Source organism: Yoonia sp. KMU-150 (assembly GCF_056858355.1).
Genome location: NZ_JBXEQF010000001.1, coordinates 175,480 through 192,915, shown reverse-complemented (window position 1 = coordinate 192,915; position 17,436 = coordinate 175,480). Strand labels below are relative to the sequence as shown.

Below are 17,436 nucleotides of genomic sequence, written 5' to 3'. Positions count from 1 at the left end.
CGACAGCGACGTCCTCAGTCGCCAAGTTTACGCCAAATCGCATCGCCGCCCAGCTTTTCCACAAAAGCACGATGGGCGGCGATTTCCGTTTCGGTCAGGCGCGGCGGCAACGGCTCCGGACGCGGCTGGGGCCGCCAGTCGCTTTGCGCAGCTGTCCCTTTGGCGCGGTCGGTATTCTGCGCCAGCGCAAAGTCGGGCTGACGCCCGCCGATCAGTTCCAGATAGACTTCTGCCAGAATTTCACTGTCCAGCAAGGCACCGTGCAGAGTGCGGTTGGTATTGTCGACGCCGAAGCGACGACAAAGCGCGTCCAGTGACGCGGGCGAGCCGGGAAACTTGCGCCGCGCGATGGCAAGCGTGTCCACGGTCTGATCCATCGGCAACAGCGGACGATGCGCCCAGCCCAATTCCGCGTTCAGGAATTTCATGTCGAAGGCGGCGTTGTGGATCACCAGTTTAGCGTCGCCGACAAAATCGACGAACGCCTGTGCAACGTCGGCAAACAGCGGCTTGTCGCGCAGCGTAACCTGCCCTGGCTTCACGGGCTGCGGCGGCTCGAGCAGGTCCGGCCCGATGCCATGCACGGAGAACGCGCCATCAGGCATCGACCGCTGCGGATTGATATACTGGTGATAGGTTCGCCCGGTCGGAACGTGCCCGATAAGTTCGACCGCGCCGATCTCGACGATCCGGTCGCCTTCGGCAGGTTCGAACCCTGTCGTTTCTGTATCCAGTACGATTTCACGCATGTCGCGATTTCCTGAGTGATCTGACGAGGTTTTGCACCGCAAGGCGCGCGCCGTCCAGCGTCCGGGTTTCGATAATATGGTCCGCGCGGGTGCGTTTTTCCGCATCCGGCATTTGACGCGCCTTGATCAGATCGAACTGGGCTGCCGTCATGCCGGGGCGGGCAAGCACACGGGCGCGTTGCACGTCTTCGGGGGCCGACACCACGACAGTGATATCCAGCCAATCCGCGGCGCCGGTCTCAAACAGCAGCGGAATATCCAGCACGACAAAATCGGCCGCTGCATGACGCTTCAGAAACCTTTGCCTATCTGCCGCGACAAGAGGATGAACGATCTTTTCAAGCTGACCGATCAGATCGGGGTCTGCCGCGATCTTGGCCTTCAAGACACTGCGATCGACAGCGCCGTCGACGATCGCCTCGGGAACCAGCGCACCTACCGCATCGACACCGGCACCGCCGCGCGCGTAAATTCGGTGCACGGCTGCATCCGCATCCCAGACAGGCAGGCCTTCCTCGGCGAACATCTCTACAGTCGTCGATTTTCCCATGCCGATTGACCCGGTAAGTCCGATGGTTCGGGCCATCACAGCACCGCCGCGCGTGTCGCGTCATCGACCTGCGGGCGCACGCCGAACCAGCGTTCGAACCCTGGCACGCCCTGATGCAGCAGCATCCCAAGCCCATCGACGGTCACGCATCCCATCTCCCTGGCGGTGTGCAGCAAGCCGGTTTCCAGCGGCGTGTAGACGATGTCGTTCACGACAGTGCCGCGCTGCAATCCGTCCAGTGGGATACGCAGTTCCGGCTGTCCGGTCATTCCAAGCGATGTCGTGTTCACGACAAGAGCCGCGTCCTCCAGAACGTTGCCCGCCTGCACCCAGTCCGTCACCGTGATCCGCGCGCCGAATTCTGCACGCAACGCTTCTGCCTTCGGGCGGGTGCGGTTCGACAGATAGATTTCCGGCACGCCGGCATCGGCAAGGGCGACGATCACCGCCCGCGCCGCGCCGCCGGCCCCCAGAACGACCGCCGGACCGTCCTTGGCCGACCAGCCGGGTGCGCCTTGACGCAGGTTCGCCATGAATCCGTAACCGTCGGTATTGTCGGCATAGATTTTGCCGTCGCTTTTGAAAATGAGCGTGTTGGCCGCGCCGATCAGCGTGGCCCGATCACTGATCTGATCGGCAATCGAAAGGACCGTAACCTTGTGCGGAATCGTCACGTTCGCACCGACGAAACCCATCATCGGCAGGGTGCGGATCACCTGGGCAAGGTTATCTTCGGTCACATGCAGGGGAACGTAGGCACCCAGCAATCCGTATTGCCGCAGCCAATGCCGGTGCAGTCGCGGTGACCGGGAATGGGCAATCGGGTTACCGATCACACCGGCAAGGGGGATCTTGTGCGGGGTCATGTCGGCAACGCTCCTCTCAGACGCAAATATGACAGGAGTTCAAGTAACGGCAGACCAAGCACATTGAAATAGTCGCCTTCGATACGTGAAAACAGACGAACACCCTCCTCCTCCAGCTTGTAACTGCCGACAGCATGGCGAATGCTGTCCCAGTTGCGGGCCACGTAGTCATCCAGATAGTGATCGCTTGCCGCATGCATATGCAGACGCACGACGCCGACGTGGCGCCACTGCGGCTGATCCTCCGCATAGATCACCGCTGCAGAGAGAAGCGCGTGCCGCCCGCCGCGCAAGGCCCGCAACTGGGCGATTGCATCGGCTGGCGTTTCCGGCTTGGTTAGAATTTCGCTGTCATGAGCAAGTATCTGGTCACACCCGATCACAAGCGCATCGGGATGCCGCGCAGACACCCGGCGAGCCTTCATCTCGGCCAGCGCATCCGCGATGTCGCGCGGGCCTGCTCCTTCAGCCGTCATCGCAGCCCGCATGCCCTCTTCGTCCACACGCGCAACATCGACCGTAAAGGGCACAGCCGCCTGCCGCAGCAAGGTGGCGCGGATCGTGGAACCGGAGGCAAGAACGATAGTTTGCGTCATGGGGATAACCTATTGGAAAATCCATGTGGGAGCTATGTGCGAAACGGTGCCCGGCTTCATGTCGCCCCGGTCGTGTTAATGGCCTCACGGGATATGCACATTCGGACCCACACAGATCCACAACTGATAATGATAAATCGGCGCTGTGCAGGAATCGCATACCACCCACGAGTCAACTGCTAAAATGTTGAATTATCGCCACACTAGTATCAATTTAACCTATTGATAATTATAATAATATCATCAATATTCGTCGTCTTCAGAAAATTATGCTTTGCATCTGTTGCGGTGGATAAGTCGGAGGATCAAAAAAGAAACCACAGAAACTGGCGACACTACCTACAACATCATCTTTCTTATCTTTAATTATATATTAAGAAGAAAAACCCGGACGGAGCGCGCCCATGGACATACTCGGACCTCTCTATCCATGGATCAAGGCCCTGCATATCGCGGCGGTGATTTCATGGATGGCCGGGATTTTCTATCTTCCCCGGTTGTTCGTCTATCATGCAGAGCGGGGCACGCCCGGGTCAGAATTGGACCGGACGTTTCAGACGATGGAACTGAAACTGTTGCGGGTCATCATGACGCCGGCGATGATCGTCAGCTGGATTGCCGGTCTGGTTCTGATCGGAATGGGGATGTTCGATTGGGGGTCCCTCTGGTCCTGGGTGAAACTGGGTGCGGTGATCATGATGACGGTGTTTCATATGTGGCTTGCCGGGCGTCGCAAAGACTTCGCGGCTGGCACGAACATCCGCTCCGGCCGCGATTATAGAATTGCCAACGAGGTGCCGACCGTGCTGATGCTGGTGATCGTGATCATGGTCGTGGCACGCCCGTTCTAGTGCGCTGCTGTCCGACGATTGACTTCACGGTGGCAAGGGCGTAAGCAAATCGCGCTGCCCGTCCGGGCGACGCATTTTCCAGACCTGACCTGAACACAGCGCGGCCCCCTGCCGTGCATTGGATATTTTCATGACAACAGACCGTTTGAACCTTGCCGACCTGAAGGCGCAAAGTCCCAAGGACCTTCTATCGCTCGCCGAAGAGCTCGAGATCGAGAATGCCTCGACCATGCGCAAGGGTGACATGATGTTCGCGATCCTGCGTGAACGTGCGGACGAAGAATGGGTGATCGGCGGCGACGGCGTGCTGGAAGTGGTGCAGGACGGTTTCGGCTTTCTGCGCTCGCCGGAGGCAAACTATTTGCCTGGCCCTGATGATATCTATGTTTCGCCCGACATGATCCGAAAACACTCGCTGCGCACCGGTGATACGGTCGAGGGTGTGATGAAGGAACCGACGGAAAACGAACGCTATTTCGCGCTGACCTCAGTGGAATCGATCAACTTCGAGGAACCGGAGCGCGCCAAACACAAGGTGGCCTTCGACAATCTGACACCGCTCTACCCCGATGAGCGGCTGAACATGGAAGTGACGTCGGAGAATAATTCGAAGGACCGCTCGGCCCGGATCATCGACTTGGTCGCGCCGATCGGGAAGGGACAGCGTTCGCTGATCGTCGCCCCGCCACGCACCGGTAAAACGGTGCTGCTGCAGAACATCGCGAACTCGATCGAAAAGAATCATCCCGAGTGCTATCTGATCGTGTTGTTGATCGACGAGCGGCCGGAGGAAGTCACCGACATGCAGCGGTCGGTCAAGGGGGAGGTCGTGTCGTCGACCTTCGATGAACCTGCGTCGCGCCACGTGGCGGTGTCCGAGATGGTGATCGAAAAGGCCAAGCGTCTTGTGGAACACAAACGCGACGTTGTGATCCTGCTCGACTCGATTACCCGCTTGGGTCGTGCGTTCAACACGACCGTGCCGTCATCGGGCAAGGTGTTGACGGGCGGTGTTGATGCCAATGCGCTGCAGCGGCCCAAGCGGTTCTTCGGTGCTGCACGTAACATCGAGGAAGGCGGATCGCTGACCATCATCGCGACAGCATTGATCGACACTGGCAGCCGTATGGACGAGGTGATCTTCGAGGAATTCAAGGGCACGGGTAACAGCGAAATCGTGCTTGATCGCAAGGTTGCCGACAAGCGAGTATTCCCTGCGATGGACATCCTGAAATCCGGTACCCGGAAAGAGGAACTGCTGGTCGACAAGACCGATTTGGCGAAGACCTACGTTCTGCGTCGCATCCTGAACCCGATGGGCACGACGGACGGTATCGAATTCCTTATCGGAAAGCTGAAGCAGACGAAAACGAACGCAGACTTCTTCGATTCGATGAATACATAAATTACTGTTTTATAACAGTGAGTTAATAATATGGATACGATATTCGCCCTTGCGACTGCGCAAGGCCGGGCCGGCGTCGCGATTGTGCGTGTGTCTGGTCCTGCGGCAACGGATGCGTGTGGCCGTTTGATGACGGGGCTGCCGAAGCGTCGTGGAATACGGTCTTTGGTGGGCGCGGATGGCGTTCTGCTGGACGAGGCCCTGATCCTGAATTTTCCGGCAGGGCAGAGCTTTACCGGTGAGGATGTGGTCGAGCTGCATTTGCACGGCAGCCCCGCAATCGTTGCTGCCGTCTTGCGGGAACTGGGTGGGATCGAAGGTTTGCGTCAGGCTGAGGCTGGTGAGTTCACGCGACGCGCAATGGAAAACGGATACCTCGATCTCGCGCAGGTCGAGGGCCTGGCCGATCTGATCGACGCGGAAACCGAGGCACAACGACGCCAGGCACTGCGCGTCTTTTCCGGGGCCTTGGGCCAACGCGCGGAAGCGTGGCGCGCTGACTTGATCAGGGCGACGGCGCTGATCGAGGCCACGATTGATTTTGTGGATGAAGATGTGCCGGTCGATGTCCTTCCCGACGTTAGGGATTTGTTGATCGGTGTGCAGGAAGACATGGCGCGCGAGGCCGCCGGTGTTGCCACAGCAGAGCGTGTGCGCGACGGGTTCGAGGTGGCTATCGTCGGATCGCCGAACGCCGGAAAATCGACGCTTTTGAATCGTCTGGCCGGACGGGATGCGGCGATCACTTCTGATGTTGCGGGCACTACCCGGGACGTGATCGAGGTGAGAATGGATCTGGGCGGTTTGCCGGTGACGTTACTGGATACGGCTGGGCTACGCGACACCGATGATCAGGTGGAGCAGCTCGGCATTGCGCGCGCCGTCGCACGGGCGCATTCTGCAGACCTGCGGATTTTTCTGGGTGCGGCGAACGGCTTGCGTGGTATCGTTCCACAGCAGGAAGATATCTTTGTGGCGCCGAAGGCCGATGTTGCGCCGGGCAGCGGTTTTGGTATTTCGGCTAAAACGGGTGCCGGAATCGACGCATTGGTCAATATGGTGACGGAAATTCTGCAAAAACGAGCGCAGGGTGCCGGAATCGCAATGCGCGAGCGGCACAGGGTGGCGATGCTGGACGCGGTCCGATATATATCCGAGGCGTTATCGCGTTCGGACGCGGGAATCGCGCAGGCGGATTTGATCGGAGAAGACCTGCGATCTGCCGTAAGATCGGTCGATTCCCTGATTGGCCGCGTAGATGTTGAGCATGTACTGGACGAGATATTCTCGAGTTTCTGCATCGGAAAGTAGGAGTGTTTCACGTGAAACATTTTGACGTCATCGTCATCGGAGGCGGTCACGCCGGGGCCGAGGCGGCCCACGCTTCTGCGCGTAGCGGTGCCAGCACGGCATTGGTCACGCTAAAGAAAGAAGCAATTGGCGTAATGTCCTGTAACCCGGCAATTGGCGGGTTGGGAAAGGGGCACCTCGTTCGTGAGATCGACGCCTTGGACGGTGTGATGGGCCGTGTGGCCGATCGTGCGGGTATTCAGTTTCGGTTGTTGAACCGTACCAAAGGCCCTGCGGTCCAAGGGCCGCGGGCGCAGGCGGATCGCAAGATCTATCGACTTGAAATGCAGAAAGAGATTGCAACTGTTTCTGATCTCGCCGTGATCGAGGGTGAGGTCGCCGATCTGATCATGGAGCGGAACGTGGTTTGCGGTGTCCGGCTGGCGGACGAGAGCGAAATTTGTGCATCAGCAGTTATCTTGACGACTGGTACCTTTTTGCGCGGTGTCATTCATATCGGGAACGTCGCAAAGTCTGGCGGTCGGATGGGTGAGCAACCATCAATACGTCTGGCTGAGCGCCTTGATGGGTTTGCGTTGCCGCTCGGACGCCTGAAGACCGGGACGCCTCCGCGGCTCGATGGCAGAACCATTCGCTGGGACCTGTTGGAAAGCCAGCCGGGAGATCAGGATCCGACATTCTTTTCGTTTCTGTCGCGGCAGATATCTGCGCCGCAGGTCGTCTGCGGCATTACGCATACCAATGAAAAGACGCATGAGATTATTCGGCGAAATCTGGATAAGTCAGCCATGTATGGCGGCCACATCGACGGCGTCGGGCCACGATATTGCCCGTCGATCGAGGACAAGGTCGTCCGCTTTGCCGACAAGGCGTCGCATCAGATTTTCCTGGAGCCGGAAGGGGCTGACGACCATACCGTCTATCCCAACGGGATTTCTACGTCTCTTCCTGTTGACGTTCAGGTTGATTATGTCCATTCGATTTACGGACTTGAGGATGCTGAAATTCTACAACCGGGGTACGCTATCGAATATGATTATGTCGATCCACGTGCGTTGCGCCCCAGCCTGGAACTCAAAGATGTGCCCGGACTCTACCTTGCGGGCCAGATCAACGGAACGACCGGATATGAGGAAGCCGCGGCACAAGGGCTTGTCGCAGGTCTGAACGCAGCGCGTGCGGCGCGTGGCGACGCTGCGGTGAGTTTCAGCCGGCGCGAATCTTACATCGGCGTTATGATCGACGATCTCGTTATGCGCGGAGTCACCGAACCTTATCGCATGTTCACGTCACGGGCCGAGTTCCGGTTGTCTCTGCGCGCGGACAACGCAGATCAGCGCTTGACTGAAATGGGCCGCAATCTTGGATGTGTTTCGGATACGCGCTGGGCAGTGTTTTCTGAGAAAATGAATAACATCAGCGATGCAAAAAAAGATTTGGCCAGCCAACAGATTGCAGCCAAAGACATCGCCGCCACAGGTGCTAAACTAAACCCAAGTGGACCAGCGCGATCAGCATTGGAAGCTTTGGAACTTGCCGATTTCGGGATAGAGCAGCTGGCGTCGGTTTCGGATATATCTCAAGATTGGCCTCAAGACGTGCTGGAGCAAATCAAACGCGACGCACTATATGCAAATTATATCAGCCGACAGGCACGGGATATCGCTGCGATGGAGCGCGATGAAAATCAGACGATACCGGACGATACGCCATATCTTCGCATTCCGGGGCTTTCGACTGAACTTGCCACAAAACTTGCAAAGACCCGGCCGGCCACACTTGCTCATGCCAGTCGGATCGATGGCATGACACCCGCCGCATTGATGCTTTTGCTTAGCTGGCTACGAAAGCCGAAACCGGATCTGGATGCCAGCGCATGACGTCACATTTGGTTGGCGGACAGTATGTTTCACGTGAAACATTTGAAACGCTTGAGGAATTTGCCGCGCTTATCCGAAAGTGGACAGGTAAGATAAACCTGATCGCACCGGGGACTCAGGCCGATCTCTGGCAGCGCCATATTGTCGACTCGGCGCAACTGATGACGCACGCTCCCGCAACATTTGACAGTTGGGTCGATTTGGGAAGCGGCGGTGGGCTGCCAGGCGTTGTCGTCGCCATAATCGGAAAGCAATCCCACCCCAACACCGCATTCACTTTGATTGAAAGTGATCAGCGCAAGGCGACATTTCTGCGTACTGTCGTACGTGAGTTGACTATCAACATATCGGTTATATCACAACGGATAGAAGAAACACCGTCAGTTGGCGCAGATGTGGTATCCGCACGTGCACTCACGTCGCTGCGCGAATTGCTCGGCCCGATCCGGCACCATATGTCTCCGACGGGGATTGCACTGCTTCACAAAGGGCGTCGCCATGCGGAAGAGATTGCTGCAGCGCGTGCTGATTGGGACTTTGAACTGACGCAATACCCAAGTATCACCGACCCGGACGCGCGCATTCTCTCAATCAAAAGGATCAGTCGTGGCTGACACTTCTCCCACAAGCGGGCCCCGCATTTTTGCCGTCGCGAATCAGAAAGGCGGCGTCGGTAAGACGACCACGACGATCAATCTTGGCGCGGCGCTCGCGGCCGAAGGGCGCCGCGTTTTGCTGGTGGATCTCGACCCTCAGGGCAACGCCTCGACCGGTCTGGGGATCGAGGCGGATGCCCGTGACGTAACAACCTATGATCTGCTCGCCGGCGACGCGACCCTCGCCGAAGCGATCATGCCGACCGCAATTGAAAATCTGCATATTATACCGGCCACGACAGATCTTAGCTCTGCCGATATCGAGCTGATCTCGAACGAAAAGCGCAGCTATCTGCTTCACGATGCGCTCAGACAGATCGGAATTGACCAGTTTCATTTGGATTTTATCCTGATCGACTGCCCACCCTCGCTGAACGTGCTCACCGTCAACGCCATGGTTGCGGCACATGCGATCATCGTGCCGCTGCAAAGCGAATTTTTCGCGCTCGAAGGCCTGTCGCAACTGATGCTGACCCTGCGTGAGGTGCGCCAGACGGCCAACCCCGACCTGCGCATCGAGGGCGTCGCGCTCACGATGTACGACAGTCGCAACAACCTCTCCCAGCAGGTCGAGGCGGACGCCCGCGCCAACCTCGGCGAGCTGGTGTTCGAGACCGTCATCCCACGCAATGTCCGCCTGAGCGAGGCACCTTCGTTCGCCATGCCGGTCCTGCAGTATGATCCGCAGTCCAAGGGCAGCCAGGCCTACCTGGCGCTGGCGCGAGAAATCATGGCGCGGAACCAGCGCCCCCAGACGAGAAAGGCACAACATGGCTGATCGACCCAACAAATCGCGGGGCCTTGGCCGGGGCCTGTCGGCGCTGATGGCGGATGTCAATCCGGAAGGCGGTGCACAGGCACCGGATCGTCCGCGACGGCCCGATCAAATGATCCCAGTGGAACGGATTCAGCCGAACCCGGATCAGCCCCGCCGCACGTTCTCCGATGATGCGCTGGCAGAGCTTGCGGCGTCGATTCGCGAGAAAGGCATTATCCAGCCGCTGATCGTGCGCCCTGCGCCAAACCAGCCGGACCGTTTCGAGATTGTCGCGGGGGAACGCCGCTGGCGTGCTGCTCAGCTCGCCCAATTACACGAGATCCCCGTACTCGTGCGCAACTTCGACGATACCGAAGTGCTCGAAGTCGCGATCATCGAAAACATCCAGCGGGCCGACCTGAACCCCGTGGACGAGGCCGCCGGTTACAGGCAGTTGATGGACAAATTCGGCCACACCCAGGATCAGATGGCGCAGGCCATGGGCAAGAGCCGCAGTCACATCGCCAACCTGCTCCGCCTGCTCACCCTCCCCGACGATGTACAGGGTTACCTGACAGACGGACGCTTGACCGGCGGGCATGCCCGCGCGCTTGTCGGGCATCCCGACGCGAGCAAGCTCGCGCGCGAGGTGATCCAGCGCGGGCTTTCGGTCCGCGAGACCGAGCGACTGGTCAAGGCTCCGAACACAAAGGGAAAAAGCAAGGGCGGCACCGCGTCCGCACCATCGAAAGACGCCGACACGATCCAGATCGAAAAGGAACTGTCCGCCGCGCTCGGAATGAAGGTCAGTATCGACCACAAGGCGGGTGGTGACGGTGGCAAGATGACCCTGCACTATCGCACGCTGGACCAGCTCGACGATCTGCTCAGCGTGCTGGCCGGGGCATAGCACGGCATCCTACGCCTGCAACAAGCGCCCAAGGACAGCGTTCAGCACGGGACGACCCGCTTCAGTCGTCCGCAAGCGGTCGTGAACGACTTCAACCATCCCGATACCCTCTAAGTAATTAATATTATTAATATATTTTTCTTCTGTCAGAGTTGCGAGTCGATCCATGTCGACACCCTCGGTCAGGCGCAGCCCCATCAAAAGGTACTCCGTCGCAACCTCATCCGGGCTGAGCGCATCGCGCGCGATTTCTCCGGTTCCCCGTTCCGTCACCGCAGCCATCCATGCACCCGGTGCGCGGTGCGCTTCGGTCGCAAACCGCCGCCCGTTCAATGTCACACGCCCATGTGCGCCAGGCCCGATCCCGGCATAGTCACCATAGCGCCAGTAGATCAGGTTGTGCCGGCTTTCCTGCCCCGGTTTTGCGTGATTAGACACTTCATAACCTGCAAAGCCCGCGGCCCCACAAACCTCCTGCGTTAGCAGATACATATCGGTGGCGCTGTCTTCGTCCGGTAATCCGCGTAGCTTTCCGGCGGCATAGCGGTCACCGAAGGCAGTGCCGTCCTCGATAGTCAGCTGGTAAAGCGACAGGTGGTCAATCGCGAGGCCAAGCGCCCGGTCAAGTTCCGCACGCCAGGCCTCTACCGTCTGCCCCTGCCGCGCATAGATCAGGTCAAAGCTGACCCTGTCGAATATCCCGCGGGCGGTATCGAACGCCGCCATCGCTTCCTGTGTAGTGTGCAGCCGCCCCAGCGCCTTGAGGTCCCCGTCGTTCAGGGCCTGCACACCCATCGAAATCCGGTTCACCCCCGCGTCGCGATATCCGCCAAAGCGTCCTGCCTCGACTGACGTGGGATTCGCCTCCAGCGTGATTTCGATGTCGTTGGACGCGGGCCATGTCGCGCGCACCTTGCGCAGGATCGCGTCTACCAGATCGGGGTCCATCATGCTGGGTGTGCCGCCGCCGAAGAACACCGACCGCAGAACCCGGCCTTCCGTTTCGGCACCGACACAGGCAATCTCGCTCAGATAGGCATCGCGCCACTTGGCTTGGTCGATCCGTGAAACGACGTGGCTGTTGAAATCGCAATACGGACACTTCGCCTGACAAAACGGCCAGTGGATATAGAGACCAAAGCCGCCATTTTCCCAGTCTTCACGCAAAGCAGCCCGCAACCAGCTTGCGGAACGCATCTGCCCGGTGGCTGATCTTGTTCTTTTCCCAGCGGTCCATCTCGCCGCAGGTCAGCGCATACCCGTCCGGCTGGAACATCGGATCATAGCCGTGCCCCTGATCGCCCCGCATCGGCCAGACAACCTGCCCTTCCATCACGCCGGGAAACACCTCGTCGTGTCCGTCCGGCCAGGCCAGTACAAGCGTGCTGCAAAACCTTGCAGTGCGCGGGTGTGGCGCGTCGATCTTCTCAAGTTCATTCCAGGTGCGCGTCATCGCCATTTCAAAATCGCGCCCGGTCGGAGTTTCGGCCCAATCTGCGGTATAGACACCCGGCGCGCCGTTCAGCGCATCGACCTCGATTCCGCTGTCATCGGCCAGCGCAGGCAATCCGGTGGCCTTCGCCGCCGCTTGGGCCTTGATCCGCGCGTTGCCTACGAACGTCGTTTCGGTTTCTTCCGGCTCCGGCAGCCCGTGATCGGTGTTGGAGGTCAGCGTGATGCCGTATGGCTCCAGCAGGTCGCGCATCTCCTCCAGTTTGCCCTGGTTGTGCGTCGCGACCACAAGCGCCTTGCCGTCGAAACGCCGCATCAGCTGACAGCCGCCAACTGGATCTCGCGCAACTCGCCCACACCCTTTTCCGCCAGATCAAGCAGCCCGTTCATCTGATCGCGCGTAAAGGTCGACCCCTCCGCCGACATCTGTACCTCGATCAGCTTGCCGCCTGTCATGACGAAATTGCCGTCGACACCTGCCTCGCTGTCTTCGGGGTAATCGAGGTCGAGGACCTCCTGCCCCGCGTAAATCCCGCAGGAAATCGCCGCAACAGGGTCGATCAGCGGATCACTCGTGATGACACCGGCTTTCATCAACTGGTTCACAGCCAGATTCAACGCGACCCATCCACCGGTGATCGACGCGCAGCGCGTGCCCCCATCGGCCTGGATTACGTCGCAATCGACAGTGATCTGCCGCTCGCCCAGCGCCACGCGGTCGACGCCCGCGCGCAGGGACCGTCCAATCAGGCGCTGGATTTCCTGTGTCCGCCCGGACTGCCCGTTCTTGGCCTCGCGCCGCATCCGCGTGTTCGTGGCGCGTGGCAGCATACCGTATTCCGCCGTCACCCAGCCCAGACCTGAATTGCGCATGAACGGCGGCACCTTTTCGTCGACTGACGCGGTGCATAGCACATGCGTATCCCCGCATTTGATCAGACAGGACCCTTCGGCGTGGCGTGTCACTCCGGTTTCGATGGTCACGTTGCGCATTTCGTTCGTCTGGCGGCCGGATGGGCGCATGTCGGTCTCTCCTGTTCGGTTGCGCATTCCCGATACGCTGCCCATATCCGAATTCCAAGTCTGATTGACGCGCGGACACCGATCGCCCTAGTTTGCATGACTGCAGGAACGGGTTTCATGAGCGAAAAAACACCGCAGATCGACGAACTCAATGCCCGGTCGCGCGAAGTGTTTCAGCGCGTCGTCGAAGGCTACCTCGAAACCGGCGCGCCCGTCGGGTCGCGCACGCTGACCCGAACCCTCACCGAACAGGTCAGCGCCGCAACCGTGCGCAACGTCATGCAGGATCTCGAATACCTGGGGCTTCTCGGCAGCCCGCACACCAGCGCGGGCCGGGTGCCGACGCAGCTGGGTCTGCGGATGTTCGTCGACGGCTTGCTCGAAGTTGGAGATCTCGATGGTGCCGACCGAGAAAAGATCGATAAAACGTTCGGCACCAACGATGCCGATGTCGCAACCGTTCTGGACCGTGTCGGCTCTGCTCTGTCCGGCGTCACGCACGGCGCGAGCCTCGTCCTGACGCCCAAGCACGAGGCCCCGATCCGTCATATCGACTTCGTATCTCTCTCCCGTGACCGCGCGCTGGTGGTCCTCGTCTTCGATGACGGGCACGTCGAAAACCGCCTGTTCACACCCCCGGCCGGTCAGACGCCGTCTTCCATGCGCGAGGCGGCGAATTTCCTTAACGCTATCGCCGCCGGCCATACCCTGTCCGATCTCTCGACCGTCATCGCCCGCGAAATCGCCGCCCGTCGGCAAGAGATCGACGCGCTGGCCGCCGAGCTGGTCGAAAACGGCCTTGTCATGTGGGAAAACGAGGGCCAGCCGAGCGAGCGCCTGATCGTACGCGGTCGCGGTAATTTGCTGTCCGACCACGAGAACGAAGCCGACCTGGACCGCATCCGCACGCTCTTTGACGATCTGGAGCGCAAGCGCGACATCGCCAGCTTCCTCGACCTTGCGGACGATGCAGAAGGCGTGCGCATTTTTATCGGGTCAGAGAACAAACTTTTCTCACTTTCGGGTTCCTCTCTGGTGGTTTCTCCATATATGAACGCCGATCAGAGGATCATTGGCGCCGTCGGCGTCATTGGTCCGACACGACTGAATTACGGGCGCATCGTGCCCATTGTGAACTACACCGCGCAACTGGTCGGCAAGATGATCGCAGATCGAACTTAGCGGCCAGTCCTGAAGGGAATACCATGTCTGACGAAAACGACGAACCGATGAGCCTCGATGAACTCGCCGCCGAAGCGGACGAAATTGATCTGGACGCGCAGGCTTTCGAGGAAATCGAGGCCCTCAAGGCAGAGCGTGACGACTTCCGCGACAAATTCATGCGCGCGTTGGCCGATACCGAGAACACCCGCAAGCGGGCTGAACGTGATCGGCGCGAAGCCGAAAACTACGGTGGCTCGAAACTCGCCCGCGATATGCTGCCGATCTACGACAACCTGCGCCGCGCGCTGCAGTCCTCTGCCGATGCCGAGAAAGACGCAAATGCCGCGCTTCTCGAAGGGGTCGAGTTGACGATGAAGGAACTGATCAGTGTCTTCAAAAAGCACGGAATCGACCCTATCGTGCCCGAAGTTGGCGATAAATTCGATCCGCAACTGCATCAGGCCATGTTCGAGGCCCCGGTGCCCGGCACCAAGGCAGGCGAGATCATTCAGGTCATGACCGAAGGTTTCATGCTGCACGACCGTCTGTTGCGTCCCGCGCAGGTCGGCGTCTCGTCGACCCCTGCGTCCTAATCGCGGGTCATGCCGCGTAGCTCGTAGATCAGCGCCAGCGCTTCGCGTGGCGTCAGCTGGTCGGGCAACACATTTTTCAACCGCGCCTCCACCTCTGACGGCGCGGTTTTTTGTGCCGATGGCGCAGGCGTCGCGGCAAAGAGCGGCAGGTCGTCGATAATCGCCTTGCGGTTCACGCCCCCTTCCCGCTCACCTTTTTCCAATGCTTCCAGCACGACCTTCGCGCGTTCCACGACCGACTGCGGCAGCCCGGCCAAGCGCGCCACCTGCACACCATAACTCCGGTCCGCCGTACCCTTGCGGACCTCATGCAGGAAGATCACGTCGCCTTCCCACTCCTTCACCGCAACCGTCGCGTTATCGACACCGTCGAGTTTCGCCGAAAGCGCCGCCATCTCGTGGTAATGCGTGGCAAATAACGCGCGGCAGCGGTTTACGTCATGCAGATGCTCAAGTGTCGCCCAGGCAATCGAGAGCCCATCATAGGTCGCCGTGCCGCGCCCAATTTCATCCAATATGACCAGCGCCCGGTCATCCGCCTGATTCAAGATCGCAGCCGTTTCCACCATCTCGACCATGAACGTCGATCGCCCGCGCGCCAGATCGTCCGATGCGCCGACCCGGCTGAAAATCTGGCTGACGATGCCAATGTGCGCGGCCGATGCAGGCACGAAACTGCCCATTTGGGCCAGAACGGCGATTAGCGCGTTTTGCCGCAGGAAAGTCGATTTACCGGCCATGTTCGGCCCGGTCAGCAGCCAGATGCCATGCTCCGAAAGATCGCAGTCATTTGCGATGAATGGCGCGCCGTCGCGGGTCAGCGCCGCCTCGACCACCGGGTGCCGCCCTCCCGCGATGTCAAACGCCCGGCTCTCGTCCATGTGCGGCCGTGCCCAGTTTTCACGATGCGCCAGATGCGCAAGGCTCGCGGCCAGATCGAACTCCGACAGCGCCCGCGACAATGTGCCAAGCGGCCCGGCCTGCGCGAGGATCGCCTGCGTCAGATCGCCATAAAGCCGCTTTTCGATCTCCAATGCCCTGCCCCCGGCGTTCAATATCCGGGTCTCGATCTCGGACAGTTCGACAGTTGTGAAACGCACCTGATTGGCCGTCGTTTGCCGATGGATGAAGGTCTCGTTCAACGGAGCTGCCATCATTTTGTCGGCATGGGTCGCCGTCGTCTCGATGAAGTAGCCCAGGACATTGTTGTGCTTGATCTTCAATGACGAAACACCCGACAGCTCCACAAACTCCGCCTGCATCTGCGCGATCACGCTGCGCCCTTCGTCGCGCAACTTGCGTGCCTCATCGAGATCGGCGTCATACCCGGCCGCAATAAAGCCGCCGTCGCGCGCCAACAGCGGCGGCTCCGCGACGAGGGCTGCATCAAGCAGCCCCAGCAAGCCCTCGTGCCCCTGCAATCCATTGCGCGCCTGTTCCAGCAGATCCGGCAGATCGCCCGAAAGTGTCGAATTCAGTGTCTGTGCACGCCCGATCGTGTTGCGGATCGCGGCCAGATCCCGTGGTCCACCGCGGTCCAGTGCCAGTCGCGAAAGCGCCCGATCCAGATCGTGCACGCCCTTCAGGTGGTCGCGAATGTCTGCGGTCAGGCGCATTTCGCCGGTCAGGCATGCCACGCAATCCTGTCGTGCCGCGATCGTCGGCAGATGACAGGATGGTGACGACAGCCGCCGCTCCAACAGGCGTGCGCCACCGGCGGTGACGGTCTGGTCCACGCATTGCAAAAGTGACCCGCCCTTGCCGCCCGCCATTCCCTGCGTCAGTTCCAGCGACCGCCGCGTCGCCGCGTCAATCTGCATCGTCGCGCGTTGCCCCTCCTGAACCGGTGGGCGCAACAGCGGCAGGTTACCTTTCTGCGTGATCTCCAGATATTCCGCGACGGCCGACATCGCGGCAATCTCTGCCCGTGAAAAGGAACCATAGGCATCCAGCGATCCGACCCTGTAGAGCGCCTGCAACCGCTTTTCACCGGCCGTACTGTCAAAGGCCGCGGCACCCAATGTCGTCAGCGCGGCACCTGTGTCAGATACCATATCGCCATATTCAGACTCTGTTCCGTCACTCACAATCACTTCGCGCGGGGTCAGCCGGGCCAGTTCCGGCCCCAGTGCCACACGCGGGCAAGGCATCACGTGAAACGCACCGGTCGAGATATCGACCCAGGCCAGTGCGCCCGCATCACGCACGGTGGCATAGGCTGCCAGAAAGTTGTGCCGCCGCGCGTCCAGCAGGGAATCTTCGGTCAGCGTACCGGGTGTCACCAGCCGCACCACATCGCGCTTGACGACAGCCTTGTAGCCCCGTTTTTTCGCGTCGGCCGGGTTTTCCATCTGCTCGCAGACAGCCACGCGGAACCCCTTGCGGATCAGCGTCAGCAAATACCCTTCGGCGGCATGAACAGGCACGCCGCACATCGGTATGTCGTTGCCGTCATGCTTGCCGCGTTTGGTCAGCGCGATATCCAGCGCCTCTGCCGCGGCGACGGCATCGTCAAAGAACATCTCGTAGAAATCGCCCATGCGATAGAACAGCAGCGCGTCCGGGTAATCGGCTTTCAGTCCCAGATACTGTGCCATCATCGGCGTTGTGCCGTCTTTTGCCGCGCTCATGTGATCCCCGCACCTGTTGGCCGGACAATACCAGCCCCTGTTA

Annotated in this window: 17 protein-coding genes; 9 read left to right on the top strand and 8 right to left on the bottom strand. The window is 59.8% G+C overall.

Annotated features, from left to right (window positions below):
• Positions 1-14: 14 nt before the first annotated feature.
• From dnaQ to AC04PH_RS00910, 4 genes are read right to left on the bottom strand one after another with little or no spacing between them, the layout of a single operon-like run.
• Positions 15-749, bottom strand: a complete 735-nt coding sequence (gene dnaQ, locus AC04PH_RS00925) for a DNA polymerase III subunit epsilon (RefSeq protein WP_483063867.1) — start codon at positions 747-749, stop codon at positions 15-17.
• Positions 742-1,335 carry a dephospho-CoA kinase gene (gene coaE / locus AC04PH_RS00920; RefSeq protein WP_483063866.1) on the bottom strand — a complete coding sequence of 198 codons (594 nt, stop codon included), beginning with the start codon at positions 1,333-1,335 and terminating at the stop codon, positions 742-744. Before coaE ends, dnaQ begins: the two co-directional genes overlap by 8 nt.
• Positions 1,335-2,165 (bottom strand): shikimate dehydrogenase, encoded by an 831-nt coding sequence (locus tag AC04PH_RS00915; RefSeq protein ID WP_483063865.1) that lies wholly within the window; start codon positions 2,163-2,165, stop codon positions 1,335-1,337. Before AC04PH_RS00915 ends, coaE begins: the two co-directional genes overlap by 1 nt.
• Positions 2,162-2,761, bottom strand: coding sequence for a Maf family protein (locus tag AC04PH_RS00910; protein ID WP_483063864.1), 600 nt, complete (start codon positions 2,759-2,761; stop codon positions 2,162-2,164). Before AC04PH_RS00910 ends, AC04PH_RS00915 begins: the two co-directional genes overlap by 4 nt.
• Positions 2,762-3,165: 404 nt before the next feature.
• Here AC04PH_RS00910 and hemJ point away from each other — a divergent pair, with 404 nt between their 5' ends.
• The 7 genes from hemJ (at position 3,166) to AC04PH_RS00875 (ending at position 10,531) form a co-directional block, all read left to right on the top strand.
• Entirely contained in the window at positions 3,166-3,612 is a 447-nt protein-coding gene (gene hemJ / locus AC04PH_RS00905) for a protoporphyrinogen oxidase HemJ (protein WP_483063863.1), read from the top strand.
• Positions 3,613-3,742: 130 nt separating this feature from the next.
• Positions 3,743-5,017 (top strand): transcription termination factor Rho, encoded by a 1,275-nt coding sequence (gene rho / locus AC04PH_RS00900; RefSeq protein ID WP_483063862.1) that lies wholly within the window; start codon positions 3,743-3,745, stop codon positions 5,015-5,017.
• Between the two features lie 30 nt (positions 5,018-5,047).
• On the top strand, positions 5,048-6,328 hold the full coding sequence (gene mnmE, locus AC04PH_RS00895; RefSeq protein ID WP_483063861.1) for a tRNA uridine-5-carboxymethylaminomethyl(34) synthesis GTPase MnmE: 1,281 nt from the start codon (positions 5,048-5,050) through the stop codon (positions 6,326-6,328).
• A gap of 11 nt (positions 6,329-6,339) precedes the next feature.
• Complete coding sequence (mnmG, locus tag AC04PH_RS00890; protein WP_483063860.1) at positions 6,340-8,208, top strand: tRNA uridine-5-carboxymethylaminomethyl(34) synthesis enzyme MnmG; 1,869 nt, start codon at positions 6,340-6,342, stop codon at positions 8,206-8,208.
• Positions 8,205-8,822, top strand: a complete 618-nt coding sequence (rsmG, locus tag AC04PH_RS00885; RefSeq protein ID WP_483063859.1) for a 16S rRNA (guanine(527)-N(7))-methyltransferase RsmG — start codon at positions 8,205-8,207, stop codon at positions 8,820-8,822. The genes mnmG and rsmG overlap by 4 nt, the downstream gene beginning before the upstream one ends.
• Complete coding sequence (locus tag AC04PH_RS00880) at positions 8,815-9,642, top strand: ParA family protein (RefSeq protein WP_483063858.1); 828 nt, start codon at positions 8,815-8,817, stop codon at positions 9,640-9,642. Before rsmG ends, AC04PH_RS00880 begins: the two co-directional genes overlap by 8 nt.
• Complete coding sequence (locus tag AC04PH_RS00875) at positions 9,635-10,531, top strand: ParB/RepB/Spo0J family partition protein (protein WP_483063857.1); 897 nt, start codon at positions 9,635-9,637, stop codon at positions 10,529-10,531. The genes AC04PH_RS00880 and AC04PH_RS00875 overlap by 8 nt, the downstream gene beginning before the upstream one ends.
• 9 nt (positions 10,532-10,540) lie before the next feature.
• On the opposite strand, the gene hemW is transcribed toward AC04PH_RS00875, so the two are convergent.
• The 3 genes from hemW to rph are packed head-to-tail and all read right to left on the bottom strand — an operon-like array spanning position 10,541 to position 13,006.
• Positions 10,541-11,728 carry a radical SAM family heme chaperone HemW gene (hemW, locus tag AC04PH_RS00870; protein ID WP_483063856.1) on the bottom strand — a complete coding sequence of 396 codons (1,188 nt, stop codon included), beginning with the start codon at positions 11,726-11,728 and terminating at the stop codon, positions 10,541-10,543.
• Positions 11,691-12,299 carry an RdgB/HAM1 family non-canonical purine NTP pyrophosphatase gene (gene rdgB, locus AC04PH_RS00865; RefSeq protein WP_483063855.1) on the bottom strand — a complete coding sequence of 203 codons (609 nt, stop codon included), beginning with the start codon at positions 12,297-12,299 and terminating at the stop codon, positions 11,691-11,693. Before rdgB ends, hemW begins: the two co-directional genes overlap by 38 nt.
• Positions 12,299-13,006, bottom strand: coding sequence for a ribonuclease PH (gene rph, locus AC04PH_RS00860; protein ID WP_483063854.1), 708 nt, complete (start codon positions 13,004-13,006; stop codon positions 12,299-12,301). The genes rdgB and rph overlap by 1 nt, the downstream gene beginning before the upstream one ends.
• Positions 13,007-13,123: 117 nt before the next feature.
• Here rph and hrcA point away from each other — a divergent pair, with 117 nt between their 5' ends.
• Both hrcA and AC04PH_RS00850 read left to right on the top strand, forming a co-directional pair.
• A complete protein-coding gene (gene hrcA / locus AC04PH_RS00855) occupies positions 13,124-14,188 on the top strand; it encodes a heat-inducible transcriptional repressor HrcA (protein WP_483063853.1) in 1,065 nt (354 codons plus the stop codon).
• 23 nt (positions 14,189-14,211) lie between these two features.
• Positions 14,212-14,763: a nucleotide exchange factor GrpE gene (locus AC04PH_RS00850; protein WP_483063852.1), complete on the top strand. Its 552-nt coding sequence runs from the start codon at positions 14,212-14,214 to the stop codon at positions 14,761-14,763.
• On the opposite strand, the gene mutS is transcribed toward AC04PH_RS00850, so the two are convergent.
• Entirely contained in the window at positions 14,760-17,393 is a 2,634-nt protein-coding gene (gene mutS, locus AC04PH_RS00845; protein WP_483063851.1) for a DNA mismatch repair protein MutS, read from the bottom strand. The genes AC04PH_RS00850 and mutS overlap by 4 nt on opposite strands.
• Positions 17,394-17,436: the final 43 nt, after the last annotated feature.